This window comes from Alkanindiges hydrocarboniclasticus, assembly GCF_001982605.1.
GTDB classification, from domain to species: Bacteria; Pseudomonadota; Gammaproteobacteria; order Pseudomonadales; family Moraxellaceae; genus Alkanindiges; species Alkanindiges hydrocarboniclasticus.
Genome location: NZ_MLCN01000007.1, coordinates 1 through 24094, shown reverse-complemented (window position 1 = coordinate 24094; position 24094 = coordinate 1). Strand labels below are relative to the sequence as shown.

At 49.2% G+C, this 24094-nt stretch carries 18 protein-coding genes; 6 read left to right on the top strand and 12 right to left on the bottom strand.

From position 1 onward, the window contains the following. Positions 1-40: 40 nt before the first annotated feature. The 6 genes from BKE30_RS02540 to urtA all read right to left on the bottom strand — a co-directional run bounded on the left by BKE30_RS02540 (position 41) and on the right by urtA (position 6643). Positions 41-1081: an aliphatic amidase gene (locus tag BKE30_RS02540; protein WP_076877109.1), complete on the bottom strand. Its 1041-nt coding sequence runs from the start codon at positions 1079-1081 to the stop codon at positions 41-43. Between the two features lie 310 nt (positions 1082-1391). Beyond that, on the bottom strand, positions 1392-2081 hold the full coding sequence (urtE, locus tag BKE30_RS02535) for an urea ABC transporter ATP-binding subunit UrtE (protein WP_076877201.1): 690 nt from the start codon (positions 2079-2081) through the stop codon (positions 1392-1394). Between the two features lie 91 nt (positions 2082-2172). After that, entirely contained in the window at positions 2173-2937 is a 765-nt protein-coding gene (gene urtD, locus BKE30_RS02530) for an urea ABC transporter ATP-binding protein UrtD (RefSeq protein ID WP_076877108.1), read from the bottom strand. Then, positions 2934-4103, bottom strand: coding sequence for an urea ABC transporter permease subunit UrtC (gene urtC, locus BKE30_RS02525; RefSeq protein ID WP_076877107.1), 1170 nt, complete (start codon positions 4101-4103; stop codon positions 2934-2936). The genes urtD and urtC overlap by 4 nt, the downstream gene beginning before the upstream one ends. A 132-nt stretch (positions 4104-4235) precedes the next feature. Further along, positions 4236-5153 (bottom strand): urea ABC transporter permease subunit UrtB, encoded by a 918-nt coding sequence (gene urtB, locus BKE30_RS02520; protein WP_076877200.1) that lies wholly within the window; start codon positions 5151-5153, stop codon positions 4236-4238. 230 nt (positions 5154-5383) lie between these two features. Further along, positions 5384-6643: an urea ABC transporter substrate-binding protein gene (gene urtA / locus BKE30_RS02515; RefSeq protein WP_076877106.1), complete on the bottom strand. Its 1260-nt coding sequence runs from the start codon at positions 6641-6643 to the stop codon at positions 5384-5386. Between the two features lie 280 nt (positions 6644-6923). Between urtA and BKE30_RS02510 the strand changes: the two genes are divergently transcribed. From BKE30_RS02510 to BKE30_RS02495, 3 genes are all read left to right on the top strand, one after another. Further along, positions 6924-10418, top strand: coding sequence for a hybrid sensor histidine kinase/response regulator (locus tag BKE30_RS02510; protein WP_083698401.1), 3495 nt, complete (start codon positions 6924-6926; stop codon positions 10416-10418). Continuing rightward, a complete protein-coding gene (locus tag BKE30_RS02505) occupies positions 10415-11377 on the top strand; it encodes a response regulator transcription factor (protein WP_227518322.1) in 963 nt (320 codons plus the stop codon). The genes BKE30_RS02510 and BKE30_RS02505 overlap by 4 nt, the downstream gene beginning before the upstream one ends. Before the next feature lie 365 nt (positions 11378-11742). Further along, complete coding sequence (locus BKE30_RS02495) at positions 11743-11952, top strand: hypothetical protein (protein ID WP_076877103.1); 210 nt, start codon at positions 11743-11745, stop codon at positions 11950-11952. Between the two features lie 115 nt (positions 11953-12067). Here the strand turns inward: BKE30_RS02495 and adeC are convergent, their stop codons facing one another. The 6 genes from adeC to BKE30_RS02465 all read right to left on the bottom strand — a co-directional run bounded on the left by adeC (position 12068) and on the right by BKE30_RS02465 (position 22083). After that, positions 12068-13576 carry an AdeC/AdeK/OprM family multidrug efflux complex outer membrane factor gene (gene adeC, locus BKE30_RS02490; RefSeq protein WP_076877102.1) on the bottom strand — a complete coding sequence of 503 codons (1509 nt, stop codon included), beginning with the start codon at positions 13574-13576 and terminating at the stop codon, positions 12068-12070. Between the two features lie 2 nt (positions 13577-13578). Next, positions 13579-16740 (bottom strand): efflux RND transporter permease subunit, encoded by a 3162-nt coding sequence (locus BKE30_RS02485; RefSeq protein ID WP_076877101.1) that lies wholly within the window; start codon positions 16738-16740, stop codon positions 13579-13581. 13 nt (positions 16741-16753) lie between these two features. Continuing rightward, positions 16754-18097 (bottom strand): efflux RND transporter periplasmic adaptor subunit, encoded by a 1344-nt coding sequence (locus tag BKE30_RS02480; RefSeq protein ID WP_076877100.1) that lies wholly within the window; start codon positions 18095-18097, stop codon positions 16754-16756. Positions 18098-18099: 2 nt separating this feature from the next. Beyond that, entirely contained in the window at positions 18100-18639 is a 540-nt protein-coding gene (locus BKE30_RS02475) for a phosphatase PAP2 family protein (RefSeq protein WP_406564654.1), read from the bottom strand. Positions 18640-18996: 357 nt separating this feature from the next. Next, positions 18997-21051 carry a site-specific recombinase gene (locus BKE30_RS02470; RefSeq protein WP_076877099.1) on the bottom strand — a complete coding sequence of 685 codons (2055 nt, stop codon included), beginning with the start codon at positions 21049-21051 and terminating at the stop codon, positions 18997-18999. A gap of 45 nt (positions 21052-21096) precedes the next feature. Next, positions 21097-22083 (bottom strand): polyprenyl synthetase family protein, encoded by a 987-nt coding sequence (locus tag BKE30_RS02465; RefSeq protein ID WP_076877098.1) that lies wholly within the window; start codon positions 22081-22083, stop codon positions 21097-21099. Between the two features lie 374 nt (positions 22084-22457). Between BKE30_RS02465 and rplU the strand changes: the two genes are divergently transcribed. The 3 genes from rplU to lolA all read left to right on the top strand — a co-directional run bounded on the left by rplU (position 22458) and on the right by lolA (position 24038). Beyond that, a complete protein-coding gene (gene rplU / locus BKE30_RS02460) occupies positions 22458-22769 on the top strand; it encodes a 50S ribosomal protein L21 (RefSeq protein WP_026471304.1) in 312 nt (103 codons plus the stop codon). Between the two features lie 20 nt (positions 22770-22789). Beyond that, complete coding sequence (gene rpmA / locus BKE30_RS02455; RefSeq protein WP_076877097.1) at positions 22790-23041, top strand: 50S ribosomal protein L27; 252 nt, start codon at positions 22790-22792, stop codon at positions 23039-23041. 265 nt (positions 23042-23306) lie between these two features. Further along, a complete protein-coding gene (lolA, locus tag BKE30_RS02450) occupies positions 23307-24038 on the top strand; it encodes an outer membrane lipoprotein chaperone LolA (RefSeq protein ID WP_076877096.1) in 732 nt (243 codons plus the stop codon). Positions 24039-24094 lie beyond the last annotated feature (56 nt).

The window sequence follows — 24094 nt, the reverse complement described above, 5'->3', positions numbered from 1 at the left end:
GTTCCCGTCACTTTTTCTCGTCAAATTGGCAGCAAGCGGTTTAGGCTTCTTTTTCCAGTCCGTCATGTGGCAGGTTGCCAATCGGACATTCAGCCACGCCGATGGTCGAGCGGGTAAAGCTTTCAACGTTGGCCTGTGCTTTTTCGGCATCCAGCACCCAAGTACGATAAAAGTCAAACGGGCAGGTGGCAATGCCTTTGTCGCCATCGCCATTGTTGTACACGCCGGTATAGCCACGGTGCAGCAGTTTGAACAAATGGTTTTGCGCCTGATCGTATTTGCGTGCGTCCCGGATTTCAGGAATGGAGAGTTGCGCGTACTGAATGCCGTTTTCTTCTTCGCCACACTCGCCCAGCGTGCGGCCATCAAACCCGACAATTGCGGAGTGTCCAAAGTAGGTGTAAACCCCATCAAATCCGGTGCAATTGGCCACGGCCACGTAGCAGTTATTGGCCCAAGCCATGGTTTTGGCCATCATGATCTGCTGTTCCTTGGCGGGGTACATATAACCCTGACAGCGTACAATCAGCTCGGCACCTTTCATGGCACAGTCGCGCCAGATTTCAGGATAGTTGCCGTCATCACAAATAATCAGCGAAATTTTTAAACCTTTGGGGCCAACCGATACATAGGTTTGATCGCCCGGACACCAGCCTTCAATCGGGCACCACGGGATCACCTTGCGGTATTTTTGTACGATCTCACCATCGTTATTGATCAGCACCAAGGTGTTGTACGGTACTTTTTGCGGATGCTGTTCATGCCGTTCGCCCGTAATGGAAAACACCCCCCACACATTGGCCTGCTTGCACGCCGCTGAGAAAATCGCGGTTTCATCACCGGGAATACTGGCGGCGGTATCCATCATTTCGGTCTGGTCATACATGATGCCCATGGTGCTGTATTCGGGAAAAATCACCAGATCCATACCGGGCAAACCCTGCTTCATGCCAATCAGCATGTCAGCAATTTTTTTGGCATTGTCCAGCACTTCGGCTTTGGTGTGTAGGCGTGGAATGCGGTAGTTCACTACGGCCACACCCACGGTACTGGGACTGCTTGAAATATCGCCATGACGCATGATTTATTCCTTCTTTCAAAGCCACTAAAGGCGTAAATACTCCACAGCATCGGACAGGCACGATTTAATCAAAACCAGCGTTAAACGAGCTAAGTGATGCTGGGCATGTCCTGTACTGATGGCTTTAGTGTTGAATAAAAAAGGGCAATGCAACATACGTTGGATGACGTATAAATTTCAGCTTAATAAATTATTAATTATTTGTTTAATATAAAAATTTTAAATAAAAAAGGCCCATGCAAAAAAAGATGCATAGGCCATCAAACAGTAATAATTGGAATGATGTTTTATCAGTTAACGCGATAAACTTCTAAACCGACAAATACTGGCTAATGGTTTTCTCATCCACATTATTCCGGGTGTTTTCATACACCAGCCGACCTTTATCAATCACAAAAAAACGGTCTGCAATATCCATGGTAAAGCTCAGTACCTGCTCGGATACCACAATGGTCAGGTCGCGCTGATCACGGATTTGCTTGAGCGAACGGGCAATATCCTTGATGATCGATGGCTGAATGCCTTCGGTAGGTTCATCCAATAGCAGCACTTTGGGATTGGTCGCCAAGGCCCGTGCAATCGCCAGTTGTTGCTGCTGACCGCCCGACAAATTGCCGCCTTTACGCTTGCGCATGTCGTACAGCACCGGAAACAGCTCATACAAATCCTGCGGTATTTTGCCGCGTGCTGAAGCGGGCAGGCCAGTCTGGATATTTTCCAGCACGGTCATGGTGGAAAAAATCATGCGACCTTGTGGCACATAGGCGAGGCCGTTGTTAACACGCTGAAACGAATCCATTTTTTCAATGCGCTTGCCATCTAGGGTAATTTCACCGCCACGGGTTGGCAGCACACCCATCAGGGTTTTAAACAGCGTGGTTTTGCCCATGCCGTTGCGCCCCATCACGGCAATAATTTCATTTTTGGCCACATTCAGATCAAGCTGGTGAATCACTTCGCTTTGTCCATAGCCGGATACTAGCGCTTGAATATTAAACATACTGCTCATTTGGGCTTCTCCAGTACGGGAGTTAAAAACATTGAACAACATCAGTCAGCAATTCGATACAGCCATTAAAAAATTAATATTATTAATGACCTAAATACACTTCGATTACTTTAGGATTGCTTTGTACATCTTCCATTTTGCCTTCTGCCAGAATTTGACCCTGATGCAGCACGGTTACTTTATCGGCAATGGTTTTGACAAATTCCATATCATGCTCAATCACCAGTACCGAGCGGCCCTCACAAATCTTGCGGATCAGCAGCGCGGTTTTTTCACGTTCGGACACACTCATGCCAGCCACCGGTTCATCCAGCATCACCAGTTCGGGGTCTTGCATCAGCAGCATGCCAATTTCCAGCCATTGCTTTTGGCCATGCGACAGCAAGTCGGCGGTTTCATCCAGCATATCGGTCAAAAAAATCTCGGCAGCAATGGCTTTGACGCGATCTACCACATCAGCAGTACGTTTAAAAAACAGCGCACCAAACACACTACGGCCACGCGGAAATGACATTTCCAGATTTTCAAACACAGTCAGGTTTTCATAAATTGATGGGGTCTGAAACTTGCGGCCTACGCCAGCATGCACAATCGCATGCTCGCTCATGCTGGTTAATTCCTTGCCCTTAAACTGGATTTTGCCGCTGGTGGCGCGGGTTTTGCCGCAAATCAGATCCAGCACGGTGGTTTTGCCAGCGCCATTGGGGCCGATCACCACGCGCACTTCGTTAGGATCAATGTACATGGTCAGATTATTGACGGCCTTAAATCCATCAAAAGACACGGTTAAGTCTTCAACCAATAGCACTGGTTTTGGCATTTCAACGCCAATCGCTTGATGGCTCATTTGCTCGACTCCTCTGCGCTGGCTGCTGTAACGCTAACCGGGCTGTGTTCAACCACCACACTGCTGCTGGCTGGGCTTTTGGTTTTTTTAGCTGAAAAATAAGGCTTGGCATATTTGTCATACAGACCAGCCAGACCATTTGGGAAAAACATCACCACCACAATAAACAGGCCACCCATCAGAAATAGCCACAGTTCAGGGAACGATTCAGAAAAATAGGTTTTGCCAAAGTTTACCAGCAAGGTGCCGTATACCGCGCCCAGCAAGGACAGGCGACCACCCACCGCCGCAAAGATCACCATTTCAATCGACGGCACGATGCCGACAAAGGAAGGTGACATAAAGCCGACTTGCAGGGTAAACATGGCACCGCCCACCGCTGAAATGGCAGCAGCAACACAGAAAATAAATACTTTGTACATCGATACGTTGTAGCCGGAAAAGCGCACACGTTCTTCTTTGTCACGCATGGCCGATAACAGGCGACCCAGTTTGGAGCTTAAAATATAGCGGCCTACCAGAATGGCTAAGATCAGCAAAATGGCATTGACAAAGTACAGGGTATATTTGGCCGAATCGGTGCGAATGTCCCAGCCATGCAGGGTTTTTAAGTCGGTAATGCCGTTGACACCGCCAGTAAAGCCTTGCTGACCAATAATTAAAATGGTCAAAATCGCTGCAATCGCTTGTGTGACAATGGAAAAGTACACATCACCCACGCGGCGGGTAAACATGGCAATACCAATGATAAAGGCCAGCACGGTGGGTATGGCAATTACTGCAAACAGTGTGAAGGCAAAGCTATGGAACGGTTCCCACAATACGGGTAGGCTAGTCACCTGATTCCAGTCCATAAAATCGGGAATGCCTGGTGTGGTTTGGTGCGCGGTGCTGGTGGTGTCAGAGGCTTCAAGTTTTAAAAACATTGCCATGCAATAACCGCCAAGGCCAAAGAAAATGCCCTGTCCTAGACTTAAAATACCGCCGTGTCCCCAGCACAGCACCAGCCCGACAGCCACAAAGGCATAGCTTAAATATTTACCCACCAAGTTTAAGCGAAAGATGTCAAAGAAAACCGGCATGACCACCAGAATAATGGCTGCCAAAATGAGCAGGCCAATGGCGCCCTGTTTTCCACCGAGTAATGCATTCAATGTATTTTTCATGATCATGCTCTGTCAGTGAGGTGAAAGACCGTGCCCAAATGACTGACGTAAGCCTTGCATAAGCTCTCAATCATTTGCGCAACTCCTGATGCGGCACGCAATGTCATGCGCAACCTGCTTGTCAGTACACAATTACTTGCGTACCTTGGCCGAAAACAAACCTTGCGGACGAAGCATCAAAATGATGATGACTACCGACAGGGTGATGACTTTGGCCATTGAGCCACTGATAAAGAACTCAAGCACCGACTGGGTTTGTGCAATGGAAAACGCTGAGGCAATGGTGCCAATCAGGCTTTGTGCGCCACCAAACACCACCACCAAAAAGGTATCCACGATATACAGTGAGCCGGAAGTTGGGCCGGTTGAACCAATGGTGGTAAACGCTGCACCGGCAATCCCTGCCACACCACAGCCCAGTGCAAAGGTCATGCGATCCACCCGTTTGGTGTTAATGCCCACCGCATTACTCATGATGCGGTTTTGGGTGGTGGCGCGCACTTGCAGGCCCCAGCGCGAACGGAACAGCAAATAAAAAATAATGCCCGTCACGACCAAAGTCAGTACCACCAGAAACACGCCATTAATTGGAATATCAATCAGGTCGGTGGGCGCATACGAACCCATCAGCCATTCCGGCAGGGTAGGGCTGACTTCTTTGGCACCAAACACCGAACGGAAAATCTGCTGCATCACCAGACTTAAGCCCCAGGTGGCCAGCAGGGTATCCAGCGGACGGTGATACAGCCGCGAAATCATCAGGCGTTCGACGCCATAGCCCACCAGGCCAGCAATAAAAAACGACACAATGATGGCAATAAAAAAATAGTAGGGCATTAAGGCCGGTGCATAGCTTTCAGCCAGCACCGAGATCATGTAGGTGGTATAGGCACCAATGGTTAGAAACTCGCCATGCGCCATATTAATCACACCCATCTGACCAAAAATAATGGCAAGGCCCAGTGCCATCAGCAGCAGCACACAAAACACCGATAAGCCATTAAAGCCTTGCATTGCGAAGATTGCGCCCATTTCTGAGAGTGAGGTCATGGCAAACTCCAGCGTTGTCATGAAAAGCAGTGGTTAAAAGCAGGTTTTAAAATTGCTGGCTTAAAGCACCGGATTCAATACAACGGTTAAAAGCAGATAGTGAAAATAAATCTTTGAAAAAAAGCTGTTTGAAAACAGCACAACAAAAGCCCAATAACCGGGCGGTGACAGGCGCTGGCCCATCACCGCAATATTTCTATCAGGGGCTTAACAACCTGAGAACCTTAAGCTTAGTAACCTTTCGGGAACGGGTTTGGCACAATCAGCTTGGGTGATTCATACACCACCTTGAACTGGCCGTTTGGCAGCGCCATGCCAATGCGTGACTTGCTCCACAGGTGATGGTTGGGATGCACTTTGACATAGCCTTCAGGGGCATTTTTCAGCTCAATGCCGGGAGAGGCAGCCACCACCTTGTTCACGTCAAAACTACCGGCTTTTTCTACCGCAGCTTTCCACAACCAGGGGCCAAGGTAAGCCGCTTGTGTTACATCACCAATCACTGCTTTTGGGCCGTATTTGGCTTTAAAGGCCTGTACAAATTTAACGTTGTTGGGGTTATTCAGGCTCTGGAAGTATTTAAACGAGGCATAAAAACCAGCCATGTTTTCACCGCCAATGCCCAGCAGTTCATCCTCACTGGCCGAGAATGTCAGCAGGGTTTGTTTGTTGCCGGTTACGCCAGCGGCTTTAAGCTGCTTGTAGAACGCCACATTGGAGCCACCCACCACGGCGGCAATGACCGCATCCGGTTTTTTCAGCTTCATCTTGTTGATTAGTGAGCCAAACTGGGTGCTGCCCAATGCATAGTATTCTTCGCCCACCACTCTGCCCTTGAGCACTTTTTCAATATGGGTGCGGGCAATTTTCATGGTGGTGCGTGGCCAGATGTAATCAGAACCCACCAGATAAAAGGTCTTGGCCTTTTTCTCACGGGCTAGCCAGTTCAGGGATTCAAGTACCTGCTGGGTGGCTTCCTGACCGGTATAAATCACGTTTTTGGATTGCTCCAGCCCTTCATAAAAGGTGGGGTAGTACAGCAGGCCGTTGTCACGTTCAAAAATTGGGAGCACCGCCTTGCGTGAGGCCGACGTCCAGCAGCCAAAAACGGCAGCAACCCGGTCTTTTTCCAGTAGTTTTTTGGATTTTTCAGCAAAGGTTGGCCAGTCGGATGCGCCGTCTTCCTGAATAATGCGAATCTTGCGGCCTAAAATCCCGCCCTGTGCGTTAATTTGTTCAATGGCCAGTCGTTCGGCCTGAATGGCACCGGTTTCACTAATGGCCATGGTGCCGGTGGCAGAGTGCAACTGACCCACCACCACTTCCTTGTCATTGACTGCAAGCCTGGTGGTATTAATGGCTGAAGTTGCAGGCGCGGCAGCCTGTGCAAATACGGGCAGCAAGGCCAGTGGTAAAGACATTAACCCCAAAACCAGTTTACGGCGGCTGGTTTTTAATGTGGACTGGAGCGTTTTAGTGGGATTGGTCATTGTTGACTACTCCTGAAAAAGGCAATGTGTAAAGACAGTGCTTAAACCTCAAGCTTGTTGTGCTATTTAACGGTGTTATCAGCAAGTTAGAACGGCTCACCCACCGGCTTGTTTTCAGACTACGGGCAATGCTGTTGTGCCCGCTATACGTCACATTGCGTATATGCAATGTAAAAATAGCCTGATGGTGATGAAAAAAAGAATGGATGAGTGACTGCAACCTTGGCGCGTTTTTTGAATTGTTTGGGCTGACATTGTTTTTTTAAGTATTGCGCTATCCATGCCAGCCCCGTTGCCCGATGTATTGGCAGACATTTCTGTGGCCCTGCCGCAAGATGGTTCTGCCCCACAGCGCATTATCAAGATCCGGCGTGACTACAACACCTGGGTCGCGGATGAAACGCTGGAAGACTATGCCTTGCGCTATACACCCAAAACCATGCGTAAGTGGTCGGAGTTTCGGGTGGCCAATACGGCCTTTGGTGCGGTGTCGTTTCTGGCCATGGAAGCCATTGGCGCTTCTATTGCGCTCAATTATGGGTTTATGAATGCGTTTGTGGCCATTTGCGTGGTGTGCCTGATTATTTTTTTAACCAGCTTGCCCATTAGTTATTATGCAGCACGTTATGGCGTGGATATGGATTTACTCACACGCGGGGCAGGCTTTGGTTATATTGGTTCAACGCTAACCTCTTTAATTTACTCAAGTTTTACTTTTATTTTCTTTGCCATAGAAGCCGCGATTATGGCGCTGGCACTGGAGCTGTTTACCGGCTTGCCGCTGTATCTGGGCTATCTGGTGAGTTCACTGGTGATTATTCCGGTGGTGCTGCGCGGTATTACCCTGATTAATAAACTACAGGCATGGACACAGCCTATCTGGCTTATTTTGCTGATTCTGCCGTATGCCGCCTTGCTATATCAGCAGCCCACCATTATTCAGGACACCCTGAATTTTTCCGGCAAGTTCGGGCAGGCCCGAGAATTTAATGTGCTGCTTTTTGGTGCAGCCTGTACGGTTATTTTTGCGCTGGTGGCACAAGTTGGGGAGCAGGTCGATTATTTGCGCTTCTTACCGGCCAAAACTTCCCAGAACCGCAAGCGCTGGTATGGCGCCTTGTTTACGGCCGGGCCGGGCTGGATTGTGTTTGGCATGTTCAAGATTTTTGGCGGCGTGCTTTTGGCCGTGCTGGCCTTGCAGCATTTTGTGCCGCTGGACAAGGCCTCTGACCCCACGCAGTTGTATTTAATTGCCTATCAGTATGTGTTTGCCCAGCCAGAAGTGGCGCTGGCCTTTACCGCACTGTTTGTGGTGATTTCCCAGATCAAGATTAATGTGACCAATGCCTATGCGGGTTCGCTGGCGTGGTCGAATTTTTTTGCACGCCTGACCCATAGCCATCCCGGGCGGGTGGTGTGGCTGGTGTTTAATGTGCTAATTGCCGTACTGCTGATGGAACTGGGCGTGTTTCATGCGCTAGAGCAGGTACTGGGCCTATATGCCAATGTTGCCATTGCGTGGATTGCCGCACTGGTGGCCGATCTGGTCATTAACAAGCCGCTGGGCTTAAGTCCCAAGGGGATTGAGTTTCGCCGTGCCTATTTATATGACATTAATCCGGTAGGCGTAGGCGCTATGCTGATTGCCTCGGTGCTGTCCATTACCGCCTATTCCGGGGTGTTTGGTGAGCTGCCCAAGGCACTGGCCTCGTTTATTGCCCTGACCACCTCATTTATTTGTGTGCCCTTAATTGCATGGCTGACCAAAAGCAAATACTACATTGCCCGGCAGCCCACGGTGTTTTATCAGGAGCTGCAAGGCTGCTGTATTTGTGAAAAAAAATATGAAAAGGAAGACATGGCCTATTGCCCGGCCTATCAGGATGCCATTTGTTCACTGTGCTGTTCGCTGGATGCACGCTGCCACGACTTGTGCAAGCCAGAGGCCCGCTTGTCGTCACAATTGCTGGCCATTGCCCAGAAAATCCTGCCTACCAGTTGGTCAACCCGCATCAATACCCGCCTAAGCTACTATTTGCTGCTGGTGCTGATTTTAACCGTACTGCTGGGTGCCAGCCTTGGCCTGATTTATTTTCAGGAAATTCTGGTGTTGCAGGATTTTAACAGTGACAGTAAAACTTCACTGGCACTGATTTTTATTAAAATTTTCACTATTTTATTCCTGCTGATTTGTGTGGCCTCATGGTGGCTGGTGCTGACCTATGAAAGCCGCCGCGTGGCACAGGAAGAATCCAACCGGCAAACCACACTGCTGGTACAGGAAATTGATGCGCACCGCATTACCGACCAGCAATTACAGCAGGCGCAACAGGTGGCCGAGCGGGCCAATCAGGCCAAAAGCCGTTATGTCACTGGCATTAGCCATGAACTGCGCACGCCGCTTAACAGCATTCTGGGCTATAGCCAGTTGATTACCAAGGATAACGGCCTGTCGCTGCAAAGCAAAACCCACCTCAATATCATTCACCGCAGTGGTGCACACCTGATTTCCCTGATTGATGGCCTGCTGGATCTGGCGCGTATTGAAACCGGCAAGCTGACCTTGGTGCCTACCGAAATCAACCTGCCGGAATTTTTAAATTATTTGGCGGATATGTTCAGGCCGCAAGCCACTGAAAAGGGCATTGACTTTATTTGTAATTTTTCCGAACACCTGCCGCAATACATCCGCAGTGATAAAAAACGGCTTGATCAGATTCTCATTAACATCATTGGCAATGCGGTCAAGTTTACCCAGCGTGGCAAAGTCACCTTTAAGGTCAGCTACCGTTACCAGACTGCCACCTTTGAAATTGACGACAGCGGTTGTGGCATTACCCCAGAGGACTTGCCCAATATCTTTAATCCGTTTGAGCGTGGTGGCAATACACCAGCGCATGCCATTGCCGGGACGGGGCTGGGGCTGACTATTGCCAAATTGTTGACCGATTTGCTGGGTGGGGAGATTAATGTACGCAGTCAGGTTGGCGTGGGCAGTACTTTCCAGATTCGGCTATACCTGCCAGAGGTGCAAAGCCCCAAGCCCATTAGTTTTAATATTATTCACCAGATTACCGGCTACCACGGCCCACGCCACAAAATCCTGCTGGTAGATAATGAGGAACTCGATCGGCAATTGCTCTGGCAGTTTTTGCAGCCCCTTGGCTTTGAGCTGGCTGAGGCTGACTCAGGGCTGGCCTGCCTGCGACTGGTGCCGGAATTCCAGCCGGATTTAATCATTATGGACTTAACCATGCCGCATTTAAGTGGCTGGGAAACCGCCAGTATTTTGCGCAATAATCATTTGACGCTGGCCCCCATCCTGATTGTGTCTGCCAACGCCGAAGAACAGGGCAAGAGTAATGATGCCCAGATTGAGCGTGATGATTTTATTGTTAAACCGGTAGACCTGTTGCGTTTACTGGAACGTATCGGCCAGCGCCTTAACCTGCACTGGATCAAGCCGCAACAAGGCAGCCCAGCCAGCGCTATCACCAGTAGCATGCCTGCAACACCAGCCTTAGACGGGAAAACTGCTTCCCAGCATACGGGTAATAAAAACCTTATTATTAAAAATCCGCTAAGCCTTGCAGACCGGCAGGCTTTGCTGCAACTGGTCAACATGGGCTATGTGCGCGGCATTACCAGCAAACTGGATGAAATTGCCCATCGGCAGCCTGAACATGCAACAGCCATTCAACATTTAAAAACCCTGACTAGCCAGTTTGACCTTAAGGCACTACAGGCTCACTTACAACAGGAGCAATGGCCATGAGCATGGCAATAACAACAATGCAAGCACCGCTAAAGGCAGCACAGGTGGTGCTGATTGTGGATGATATTCCAGACAATCTGGCGCTGTTGCATACCACGCTGGATCAGGCTGGCTATACGGTGCTGGTCGCCACCGATGGCTATAGCGCCATTGAGCGGGCCAGTAATTTTATGCCGGATGCCATTTTGCTGGATGCCATGATGCCGGGAATCAATGGCTTTGACACCTGCAAGCTGCTCAAAGAAAACCCGCTGACCCAGCATATCCCCATTATTTTTATGACTGGCCTGACTGAAAGTGAGCATGTGGTGCAGGGCTTTCAAAGTGGCGGGGTGGATTATGTCACCAAGCCTTTGCAGCATGATGAAGTGCTGGCCCGGCTGAGTACCCATATCCGTAATTCGCGGTTGGTCAACCAGCGTGAACAAATGATCAATGCCGCCGGTATTGCCATGCTGGCCTTGAATTCCAATGGCCAGTTAATCTGGCAAACCCCGCTGGCCATGCAATTGCTACAGGAAAACATTGAACAAATTGACAGCTTTTATTTAAAAGTCAGTGACTGGTTCAGGCAAAATCAATCTTCTTCAGAACAACACCAAATTGTACCAGCAGCACCTTTATTGATTAGTGGAATCCGGCAAAACCTGAGCCTGACCCGGCTGGCCGACACCGGGCAGACCGCCACTGGTCTCAGTAGCCATCTGGTCATGCTACAGACACAGGAGGCCATTCCATCAGCCGAGGTGCTGATGCAGTGCTGTGCCATAACCCGCCGTGAAGCCGAAGTGCTGTACTGGGTGGCACTGGGCAAAACCAACCGTGATATTGGTGAAATACTGGAACTTAGCCCCCGCACAGTCAACAAGCATCTGGAACATATCTTTAGCAAACTTAGTGTGGAAACCCGAACTGCCGCCGTAGCATCAGCGTTGGCACGGGCCAGAAATAGCCATTGAAGCATTCATTAAATTGCAACTGATAAGCTGCGTTAAACAGTGAATTGAAATTAATTTACATAACAATACATTTGTTCACTGAAATGCATAATAACTAGGCAGATCATTGCGTTTTGTATATCATGTTGTTGCACAAAGAAAATATTTTAAGTAAAATTGTTTCACTTAAAGTACAGCAATTGTTAAAAGTGGAAATATCTTTTAGCGCGGCTTTAAGCAGGAACAGGGACGTAGTGGCAAAGCAGGCTGTGCTAAGACCGCCTGCAAAGATGATGACAACAGCCGTCCCTTTTCCTAAACAGGGTATCAGCCATGTCTAAACGCATGCTGGTCAATTTGGGAAGTAAATAAAGGGCTTGTTGAAAATGGCATTTCTAGTATTACCCTTAAAAATTGTCTGCCGTAATTGCGATTACAGCACGGTACTTTATCCTTCACAGGGAAAATATGATTTTCCCGCCTGCCGCCGTTGCCAGCAGGATGCCTGGAAATACCGTCATGCAACTTTATCCGACAAGCTTAAAAGACCCACCGCCTGGTTTCAGGGGCGCTGGTTGCAGGCCCATCACCAATAGATTTACCGCACATACGGGTTAAAAACCGTATCTAGAATAAAAAAAAGGCAATAAAAAGCGGGGCACTGAACCCCGCTTTTTAGCATGCTTAATCAGCACCTGTTATCAATATCACTTATGGGGCAGTTGAGGTCGTTGCACTTGCCGGGGCTGCCGTTGTTGCACCTGCTGGTGTTGCTGTACCCGTTACTGCTGTCGCTGCATTGGCGGCTGAAAACGCCTGGATACCGCCCCCCAGTACCTTGTACAGGTTGATCTGGCTATTCAGGTTGGCCTGCTGCAAGGACAACAGGGCCTGCTGGGCAGCATACTGGCTACGCTGCGCATCCAGTACGGTCAGGTAGTTATCAATACCCGCCCTAAAGCGCGCATTGGACAAGCGATAGTTGGTGTTGGTGGCTTCAACCAGACGGGTTTGTGCACTCAGGCGGTCATTAATGGTGGCGCGGGTAGCCAGTACATCCTTGACTTCACGAAATGCAGTCTGGATTGATTGCTCATAATTGTTCAGTGCAATTTGCTGATCCACTTCGGCAATTTTGACATTGGCACGACGGGTACCGGCATCAAAAATTGGCAAGTCCAGTTGTGGGCCAATACTCCAGACAAATGCACCGCTCTTGAACAGGTCAGAAAGATCCGTGCTGGCCAGACCGGCAGAACCAGTCAGGCTAATGCTGGGATAAAGCCGTGCCCGAGCTGCGCCCAGATTACCGCCTGCCGCCCGAAGCTGATACTCGGCATTGGTAATGTCCGGACGGTTTTGCAGCAGGTCGCTGGGCAAGCCAGCACCCAGTACCGTATTACGGGTAATCCGGTCAATTTGCGTGGTAGGCAGCAAGTCTGCTGGAATGGGCTGGCCTACCAGCAGTTCCAGCAGGTTACGGTCCTGCGCAATCTGGGTTTTAAACGCTGCAACGTCATTGCGGGCGGTTTCAACGCTGATCTGTGCCTGACGAACAGTGACTTCACTATCAATGCCCACTTCAAAGCGACGGCTGTTCAGGCGGTAAGCTTCTTCCTGCGCTTTTAAAGTTTGTTCGGCTAGCCGCAACTGTGCCATGTCATAGGAAATGGCTGTCCATGCCTGTGCAATCTGGCCAATCAGACTAATCTGGGTGGCGTCACGGGCACTGCGGGTGGCAAGGAAGGTATCCAGTGCGGCATCGCGCAGGTTACGTACCCGGCCAAAGAAATCCAGCTCATAGGCAGTTACCCCAAGACCAACCGAATAGGTGGTATAGGGATCACGGACCTGTGTGGTTTCCTGACGGGTTGCCCCTGCCGAAGCATTGACCGTCGGCAGCAGGGCATTATCGCTAATGCGGTACTGCTGGCGCGCCCGTTCAATATTGAGCACTGTAGTGCGCAAGTCACGGTTATTGGCCAGACCCAGTGTAATTAGCTGATGCAGGCGGCTGTCATTAAAAAATTCCTGCCAGCCTTGTGCCGCAATAGTTGGCCCATTGGCACCTTCATACCCATCCGGCAGGTTCTGGTACACCGTAGGAACGGCAACCGATGAACCTGGCTCAGGCCCACGCAGATTCTGACAACCTGCAATCGCCAGGGCTAGCGCACCAAGCGCCAGTCCCCGACCATAAGTTGACCCTGTTAAACGCATGTTTAAGGCTCCTGAGTCTGATCAGTAATAGAATGATTGTTAGTCTGTTGGCCTTCTGCATGAACCGTCTTACCCTTAAACAGGCGACGTACCCAGAAGTAGAACACGGGAATAAAGAAGATACCAAGGAATGTGGCTGAAATCACCCCACCCAGCACCCCGGTACCGACCGCATTCTGGCTACCGGCACCGGCACCGTTACTGAGTACCAGCGGCACCACACCAAGGCCAAAGGCCAGCGAGGTCATGATAATCGGCCGTAAACGCATGCGGACTGCTTCCAGAATGGCGCTGGTCAGGGACTGGCCCTTTTCACGCAATTCTTCGGCAAACTCAATAATCAAAATCGCATTCTTGGCCGAAAGACCAATGACCGCCAGCATGGCTACCTGAAAATAAATATCATTGTTCAGGTTTTCAAAGCGGGTAAAGGCAACCGCACCCAGAATACCCAGTGGCACTACCAGCATCACGGCAAAGGGAACGGACCAGCTTTCATACAGTGCAGCCAGACACAGGAACACCACAATAATCGCCAGTGCATACAGTAGGGGAGCCTGCCTGCCGGAGGTTTGTTCCTCAAGCGATAGACCTGTCCACTCATAGCCCACACCCGGTGGTAGCTTGCCAATCATTTGTTCCATGGCCGCCATGGCTTCCCCGGTACTCAGGCCCGGTGCAGCATTACCCTGAATGTTGAGGGATGGTGAACCATTGTAGCGCTCCAGACGGGGTGAGCCATAGGTCCAGCGGCCCGTGGCAAAGGATGAAAACGCAACCATGTCGCCATTGTTGTTACGGACATACCATTTGTTCAGGTCATCAGGGCTCATGCGTGAATTGGCTTCACCTTGCAGGTAAACCCGTTTAACGCGGCCACGGTCAATAAAGTCATTGACATAACTACCGCCCCACGCAGTGGTCAATACACTATTGATGGTGGCTACACTAACACCCTGCGCACCCGCTTTGGCATAGTCAATGTCAACTTTATACTGTGGGGTATCTTCCTGTCCGTTGGGACGAACTCCAACCACCGACTTGCTCTGGCTGGCCATACCCAGCAGCATGTTACGGGCTTCCATCAGCTTGTCATGGCCAATGCCGCCAGTATCCTTTAACTGCAAGTCAAAGCCACCGGCAATACCCAGTTCAATCACTGCAGGCGGAGTAAAGGCAAATGCCATCGCATCCTTAAACTGCGAGAATGCACCCATGGCACGGCCCGCAATGGCCTGTGCTTTTTGATCATCAGCCTGGCGGGCATCCCAGTCTTTCAGGCGCACAAAGGCAATCCCGGAATTCTGGCCTGTACCACTAAAGCTAAAACCAGCTACTGTAAACACGCCCTGTACCAAATCCTTTTCATTGTTCAGGTAATAATTCTGAACTTTTTCCAGCGACTTGATCGTGCGTTCCTGCGTTGCACCGGCAGGCAGCTGAACCATGGAAATAATAATGCCCTGATCTTCTTCTGGCAGGAAAGCCGAAGGCAGGCGCATAAACACCACAGCCAGCAGGCCAATAACCGCTACATAAACCAGACCCAGCCACACGCTACGCTTGAGCAGGAAACCAACGCTATTCTGATAGCGATGACTGGCCTTATTGAAAGTGCGGTTAAACCAGCCAAAAAAGCCGGAACGTTCCTGATGTTCAGCATCAGTACGCTTTAGAATAGTGGCACACAGGGCAGGGGTTAGAATCAGCGCCACAATGACTGACAGTACCATGGAGGTCACCAGCGTTACTGAAAACTGGCGATAAATCACCCCGGTTGAGCCACCAAAAAATGCCATTGGAATAAATACCGCGGACAGCACGGTGGTAATCCCGATCAGTGCCCCGGTAATCTGGTCCATGGAGCGTCGGGTGGCTTCACGGGGGCCAAGTTTCTCCTCACCCATGATCCGCTCAACGTTCTCTACCACCACAATGGCGTCATCCACCAGTAGGCCAATCGCCAGTACCATACCAAACATGGTGAGGGTATTGATGGAAAAACCCAGCAAGTTGATGATGGCAAAGGTTCCCAGAATAACAACCGGTACTGCAATGGTTGGAATAATGGTGGCGCGCCAGCTTTGCAGGAACAGGAACATCACCAGAAAGACCAGAATAATGGCTTCGATGAGTGTCTTGACTACTTCTTCAATCGACAGTTTTACAAAAGGCGTGGTGTCATAAGGCACCACCACATCCAGACCTGCCGGGAAGGTTGCCTTTAATTCATTCACGCGCTGATCAACTGCTTCAGCCGTATTGAGCGCATTGGCACCTGCCGCCAGACGAATTGCCAGACCACCAGCAGGTTTACCATTATAAAATGAGCTAATGTTGTAATCCTGACCACCCAGCTCAACCCGGGCAACATCTTTTAGCAAAACCTGTGCACCGTTGGGCATGGTTTTCAGCAGGATATTGCGGAACTCATCGGGAGTTTGCAGACGACTCTGCGCAGTTACCGTGGCATTGAGCGCCTGTCCCTGTACTGCGGGCAGGCCACCCAGTTGTCCGGCTGATACCTGTGCGTTTTGTGCCTGAATGGCCGTACTGATATCCGACGGCATTAACTGGTAGCTCATCAGCTTGGACGGGTCCATCCAGATACGCATTGCATACTGCGCACCAAACACCGTCACTTCACCCACGCCTTCTACACGGCTCAGCTGGTCAACCACGTTGGATACCATGTAATCACTGATATCATTTTTGGTCATTGAGCCATCTTTTGATATAAAGCCCAGTACCATCATAAAGTTACGGGCAGACTTGTTGACCGTAACGCCCTGACGCTGTACTTCCTGTGGCAACAGCGCCATGGCAGACTGTAGCTTGTTTTGTACCTGTACTTGCGCCGTGTCCGGATCTGTTCCTGCCATAAAGCTCAGGGAAACCGATACCGCACCATCGGATGAGCTGGTGGACGTCATGTAGTTCAGACCATCCAGCCCTTTCATTTGCTGTTCAATAATCTGGGTAACCGAGTCTTCAACCGTTTTTGCAGACGCCCCGGGATAAAACGCATTAATTGCGATGTTGGGCGGTGCAATACTGGGATATTGTGATACTGGCATGCTGAAAATGGACAGCACCCCTGCCAGCATCATAATAATGGCGATAACCCATGCAAAAATGGGTCTATCAATAAAAAAACGAGACATGAATCATCGCTCCTTAAGATTGAGCAGATGTACCAGCGCCTTGTCCAGCTTTCTGGGCTGGTTGACTGGTATTATTGGTTTGGCCAGCAGGCGCACTACCATTGGCAGCATTGCTGTTGGCGGCAGTACTGCTGGCAGAATTGGTGCCAGTTGCATTAGTGCTTGCTGCACCGGAAGCTGCACCTTGTGGGTTTGCACCAGCCAGCACGGTTTTAACCTTGGCACCCGGTTTTACTTTCAGGATACCTTCATAAATAACGCGATCACCGTCATCAAGGCCGCTGGTCACAATCCATTTATCGCCCTGTGTACCCACAGTCTGAACAGTCTTTAACTGGACTTCGCCCTGCGGATTCACCACATAAACAGTGGCCTGACCTTGTGGTGTACGCATTACGGATTGCTGTGGAATCAGGTAGGCATTGTTGTTCACGCCCTGAACCAGCTTGGCAGTCACATACATGCCCGGCAAGAGCAGGTGAGACGGATTGGCAAAAATTGCGCGCAAGGTCACGGCACCACTGCTTGGATCAACACTCACACCGGAAAACGCCAGACGGCCTTCAACAGGGTAGGTGCTGCCATCTTCAAGGGTGAGTTTGACACGGGCGCTGCTATCAGCTCCGGACAACTGCCCCTGATTCATTTGCTGGCGTAAACGCAACAGATCAGCACTGGACTGGCTAATGTCCACGTAAATCGGATCAAGCTGCTGTACCGTGACCATCGGATCAGCCTGTCCGGCGGTCACTAGCGCACCAGCAGTCACATTGGAGCTGCTGGTCTGGCCAGAAATTGGCGCACGTACTGTGGCATATCCCAGACTGATATTGGCATTTTCCAGCGTGGCACGGCTGGCAGCTACATCAGCCTGGGCCAGTGCTACCTGCGCGGCAACATCATCGTATTCCTGCTTACTGATGGCATTGGTGCCTACCAGCTGTCTATAGCGGTTTTCCTTCACCTTCAGCGCATTCAGGTTGGCAATCTGACGGTTGAGTGCAGCACGGGCATTGCTCACCGTAGCCTGATAGGTATTGGCATCAATGGAATACAGCGGCTGGCCTTCCCGAACATAACTGCCTTCCACAAACAGGCGTTTTTGTATGATCCCGCTCACCTGTGGACGTACTTCGGAAATCTGGTAGGCGGCTGTACGGCCCGCCAGATCAACCGTTTGTTCTACGGCCTGTTTTTGTGCCACCACCACAGTGACTTCAGGAGGCGGCATTTGCTGCGCTCCTGCTGCCGCTGCACCACCGCCTGCTTGTTCTTTTTTATTACAGCCAGTGAGCGCAACGCTGGCAGCTAACGTCGAGTACACCGCCACACGCGCCCATTGTTTTGCTAACAACATAATTACACCTCATGATTGCCAGCAGAATTGCTGGCGCGATGTTGAAAATGATCTGGTTGAAAAGGATCAAACCGGAAAAAATTAAAATGAATAAATAACCAGCAGAGCAAACCCGACCAGGCAATGCCAAGGCTCCAGCCTGCCAGTACATCGGTTGGAAAGTGTGCTCCCAGATAAAGACGGGATAGTCCCATAGCCATACTCCATACGGCGCCAAAGAACAGTACTACTGCTCGCCACGGTGTATTAAAGGCCATAACCCCTAACATTGCGGCCAGTGTCATGGCATATAAACTGTGGTTGCTGGGAAAGGAATCCCCGTAAAAAGGTGCAATTTGTTCCCAGACTGCCGGACGCAAACGGGAAAAGCCAGCTTTACAAAGCCAGCCCATACTAACAGCGCCACCAAATGCAACCCATGCAAACCAGCTGAAATCTGTACGGTTTTTGCAAAAGGCAACTAGACTGATCAGCAACGTGATGATGATCATGGCAGGCATACCGCCCAGATAAGCCAGCAGCAGCGCCAGTTGATCAAGCATGGGGTTATGCCATGTATGAACGTGCCATAACAGGCCGGTTTCCCACTGTGTTAATGCGGGGTACTGGACAGCAATTGCCGAAAGGATAAACAGTATGCCAGCCAAAACTACAACCATAAATAATCTGGCCGATGCAGCATGCGCTAAATTTTTACCCAATGTTATTTTCACTGTGCTTACCGTTAAGCATAAAATAATTATTCATCATCTAAGCAGTAAAAGTGTACCAGTCAGTACACTTTAATCAAGCCTATTTTTTAAAAATAACTTAAATTATCGAAAAATAATAAGTAACCAGTTATTTTTTAATTATAAAATCGGCCTGCACTCTAAGAAAGTTATCCTGAAATGCAGTTTTCAAAAGTGAGAAGAGGATTTATCTTCGAGCGAAGCTGTAGTTTTATCTTCTTTGGGCGGCCAGAAAAAATCGGAAGGCCGGGTCATAAAATGAGTGAGTAGCAGGCGCAACAGCGGACGCCATTGCTCATACTTCACCTGACGCGCGCGTAAAGCCACAAACAGGGCCAAGCCAAAACTCACCAGCAGGTTGGTCAGACCAATGAGCATGACCCCCAGAAATGACACCACCACCAAACCAATGTCGGGCATGCCATTGACACACATCAGGCCCTGAATAAAGTTGGCAGACGAAAAGGCAATATGGCGAATATCAATAGGTAACCCTAAAATAAAGCCAATGGTGCCAACACTGCCCAGCATGATACCAAACCAGAAATTACCAGCCAGTGCGCCCAGGTTGCGTTCAATATAGCCGGCCACCCGATCCAGCCGCTCAGCCCCCAGCCACTGATTGAGTTTAGGCTGTTGGCGCATCCGTGGCCCAATTTTGCGATAAACCGCAAGGTTGTCGTAATAGCCTGCAATCAGCCCAGATAAAAACAGGCACACGCCAGCAATGGCAGCATGCGGAATGGCCAATGAGGTAAACGGATTAATATTATGCAGCAGGTATTCAGCCTTTTGCGGGGAGAGCAGCGGCTGCCCCGTGCTCATCTGCCAGAACGAGGTAATAATAAAGGCGGTGGGCATGGCAATTGAAATATTGCCCAAAATGGCCACAAACTGGGTGCGCATGATGTTGACCGTCAGTTCTGCCAGCTCCGCCATTTGCGCGGCGCGGTTGCCAATATTTTGCTGAACAGTAGCTGCCAGTGCTGCAGCTGTCATGGCTGGCTGTTTGGTGGCTACGGTAAAATGCAGGATATGAATCAGCATAAACCCCAGCGAGTAGTTCATGCTGTAAATAAATGCCTGACTTAATGGCGCCAGTGTTAGCCGGCCTGCCAGAATCTTCAGGGTAGACATGGTAGCAATAATCATTCCGGCACCGGCTGCCGAACGGTACATGTCCACAAAGCCCTGTTTGTCGGTACTGACATAATGGCCGCCAGTACGACTGGCATTTTCTGTTACCTGCCGGGCCAGCAACTCGGTATTGGCAGACACCAGCCCACGGATACTGGTGGCATCCAGTTGGGTTTTGCTCAGTTGGCGTAGCAGGGCAATCAGCGAGTCCTGTACCTGAATCGCATCATCCAGTAATAAATAAAACAGCAATTCAATGCGGGTCAGACATTGATCCATTTTAAGTAAAATATTGGTCAGGCTTAGGCTTACCCCACTGCGCCGCGTACCACGTTTGATACGGCTCAGTACATCACTACATTGGTCCAGCATCACCAATGCCTGTTTTTCATCAGGGAGTATTGGCGGCCAGCGCAGGTTTTCTTCTGAGGTATATTCCCGATAGCGCTGGATAAAATCCAGAATTTCACGGTTTTGAATTAAAAAAGGTGATTCATATTCATTCAGATCGGGATAGGCATGGGCAAATTCAGGATCAAGGCTTAAAGCCGTAATCCGGTACGAAATCACCATCATGGCATTTAGTACCTGTTCGCGTGCCTGTACCCGCAAGTCAATTCGTCCATATGGTTGGATAATCAGGGTCATCAGCTCCTGCCAGCAGGCCAGATCAATATGATCCAGCCATACCGGGTCATAGCGATGGCAAAAAACCAGACGGAACAAATCGCTTAACTGGGTCTGGTCACGCAGCGGAGGCAAAAAATGATTGCCAATCCGGTGGCTGAGTTCACTAAAAAAACTTTCATTGCCCAGCAGGCTACTGTCCGCATACAGGCTAATCTGCTGGTAATTGGCCAGCGTTAACATAATATAGTCATGCAATATGGTGGCATGATGCGGCTTGGTAATTAATAGCTCAATCAGCTCGCCCAGCCGATCCTGAATTTCTTCTTCATCATAGGCATCTTTTGGACGCAAGCGTGCTACCAGTTCAACCAGCGTTTCCGGTGTGGCTTGTGTAAAATCTCCTTGTTTTAACTGTGCCTCCATGCTCTCAAACAGATCATGAAATTCAATATGCATAACAGACATGGTTCCGGAATAAAAAAATATAACGCATCAATGGTTTTAACTAATACGGGTCAGGGCTAAACGGGCAAGATTCTCCAGTGCCTGCCGATAAATTGAATCAGGCAGACTGGCCAGCGCAGCAACGGCATTATGCGTCTCCTCCGTTGCACGCTTACGACAATAATCCAGCGCACCAGAATCCTGCACAATACGGATAATTCGGTCCAGCGATTCTACGCCACCGGTTTGTATGGTTGTTTTTAATAATTGTTGTTCATCAGGTGTTGCATTCATCAGGGCAGCGATCAGCGGCAGGGTCGGTTTGCCTTCCATTAAATCATCACCGATGTTCTTGCCCAGTATGTCTGCATCCGACGTATAGTCCAGAATATCATCCACAATCTGAAAGGCATTACCAAAATGCCCAGCATAGGCTTTTAGTGCCGCACGGTGCTGCGGCTGACCTGCCAGAATTGCAGCACCTTCAGTTGCCAGTTCAAACAGGCGTGAAGTCTTGCCATGAATAATTTTCAGGTAAGTGGCTTCATCGGTATCCGGGTTATGCTGGTACTGCAACTGCAACACCTCACCTTCGGCAATTTCACAGGTACCAGATGAAAATTCCTGCAATAAAGTAAAGTCTTTTAAGCTCACCAGCAGGTCAAATGCACGCGCAATCAGGTAGTCACCCACCAGTACCGCCGTTGCATTATTCCAGGTGGCATTGGCGGTTGGACGACCACGGCGCAGGCCGGATTCATCCACCACATCATCATGCACCAGTGTGGCGGTATGCAGCATTTCAATAATGGCTGCCAGTCGCAAACTGGCCTCTTTATTCACATTGTTATCCACATTGCTACAGGCACGCGCCGCCAGCAGACACATCAGGGGACGCATGCGCTTGCCACCAGCTTCCACCACGTAGCGACTAACTGACATCACCAGAGGCACCTTGGAATTGATGCCAGTTTGAATAAAATGATCCATTGCAGCAAAGTCGCTAGCGACAGGGGCAAGAATATCCTGTTTGAAATCAACCATGTGTTTTAAAAACCCTAAAAATGCATTGTATTTTATAAGCTGCTAAATACTGTTATACCCAAAAACGCTGCAAAAAACCAAGCGGTCAGGCTGTCACTTGCCTAAAGTCCTAACCCTCAAGCAACTGCTATATGCAGGTTATGCTACCCAGTCAAAAACGCAACTTCCAGTATTATATTCAACAGTTTATTTTTAATTAAGGTAATAAAACCAAAGCCTAAGCAGCAATATGGTTAAAAGCCCACAAAAGACCTTGTCAAAGCCCAAGCCTTTGCCTAAAATACGTCCCCTTGCAAGTACCCCCAGTGGCGTTCGTTTTAAGATCGATAAAATCCGTTATCGGCACGACGACACGGGCATGATGGAGTACATTCATGTACGCAGTAATTCAAAGCGGCGGCAAGCAGCATCGTGTTGTTATTGGCGAAACGCTAAAAGTTGAACTGTTAAAGGCTGAAACTGGCTCAACCCTTACATTTGATGATGTACTGATGGTTGTAAATGGCGACAGCATTCAAATTGGTGCACCAGTAGTTGCTGGCGCTACCGTAACCGCAGAAGTGCTTGGTCATGGTCGTCACGACAAAATTCGCATCGTTAAAATGCGTCGTCGTAAACACTACCGTAAGCAGCAAGGTCACCGTCAATGGTTTACCGAGCTGAAAATTACCGGTATCGACGGCTAATCATACGAGGAGTATAAGACATGGCTCACAAGAAAGCTGGTGGATCCACACGTAACGGTCGTGATTCCAATCCAAAGATGCTGGGTGTTAAAGTTTACGGCGGTCAAACTGTTGTTGCTGGTAACATCATCGTGCGTCAACGTGGTACAGAATTCCATCCAGGTGCAAACGTAGGTATTGGTCGTGACCATACCCTGTTTGCAACTGCTGATGGTGTAGTTAAGTTTGAAGTTAAAGGCGCTTTTGGCCGTCGCTACGTGACTGTAGTGTAATACTTCACTGTCTACACAGATAAAAAGCCCGCTACTCTAGCGGGTTTTTTATTATTCAGCATTAAAATTTCTCTGTGATAAATAAATAGAGCTAATAATGTGGATAAGGTATTACAAAATATTTCATAAATAAGGTGCATTTTATTCAACATTCGAAAAACATTGACATTTTTACCATTCAATACACAGTTGTAACCTAGAATATTCACAGTTTAATTGGCATATTTACTGTTGTTGAATCAATACATTGCTTTAAGGGTATCTTATGAAAACGATTAAAAATACGTTACTTAACACACTATTGACCACTAGTGTATTCTTCACGCCTGTTTTTATTTTAAGTGCCTATGCAGCGCCTGCCCAGAATAGTAATCAGATTAGTGAAAGCGCGGCTACAGCCAGTTTGAACCAGTACCTGTCACGTCTTGGCAGTATGCAGGCAAGTTTTGTGCAAACCACGCAAGCAAGTGGCAAAGCACCCGCACGACCAATGGCCAATCAGGGCCTTAAAAGCACCCACTTGAACCAGAAATTTGTTGGCACCATGCAGGTAAAGCGTCCTGGCCAGTTTCGATGGGAAACCACCAGTCCTGCCAAACAACTCATTGTGACCAGTAGCAAAACGGTCTGGATTTATGATCCTGATCTTGAGCAGGCTGTACGCCAGAATCTGGATGAGCAGGTGGGCAATACGCCAGCACTGCTATTGTCCGGGCAGCCCGGCACTATTATGAAATCGTTCCGGGTAACCCAGCCCAAAGCTGGTGAACCTTACTTTGTGTTATATCCAAAAAGTGAGGATGGCGTGTTTGAAAGTCTGGGAATTCGTTTTACTGGCAGTTCACCAAGTCAGAGTGCGCCATCTCAAATGATTCTAAAAGATTCACTGGGGCAGCAGACTACCATTACCTTTAGTAATGTGAAGTTAAATCCTGCGTTAAACAGCAGTCTTTTTAACTTTACCCCGCCCAAGGGTACCGATATTATTGATCAGTAAATTGTTTTATATCTTAGATTAGCATTTGAAGTGCAACACCATGTTCTTGGAATAAT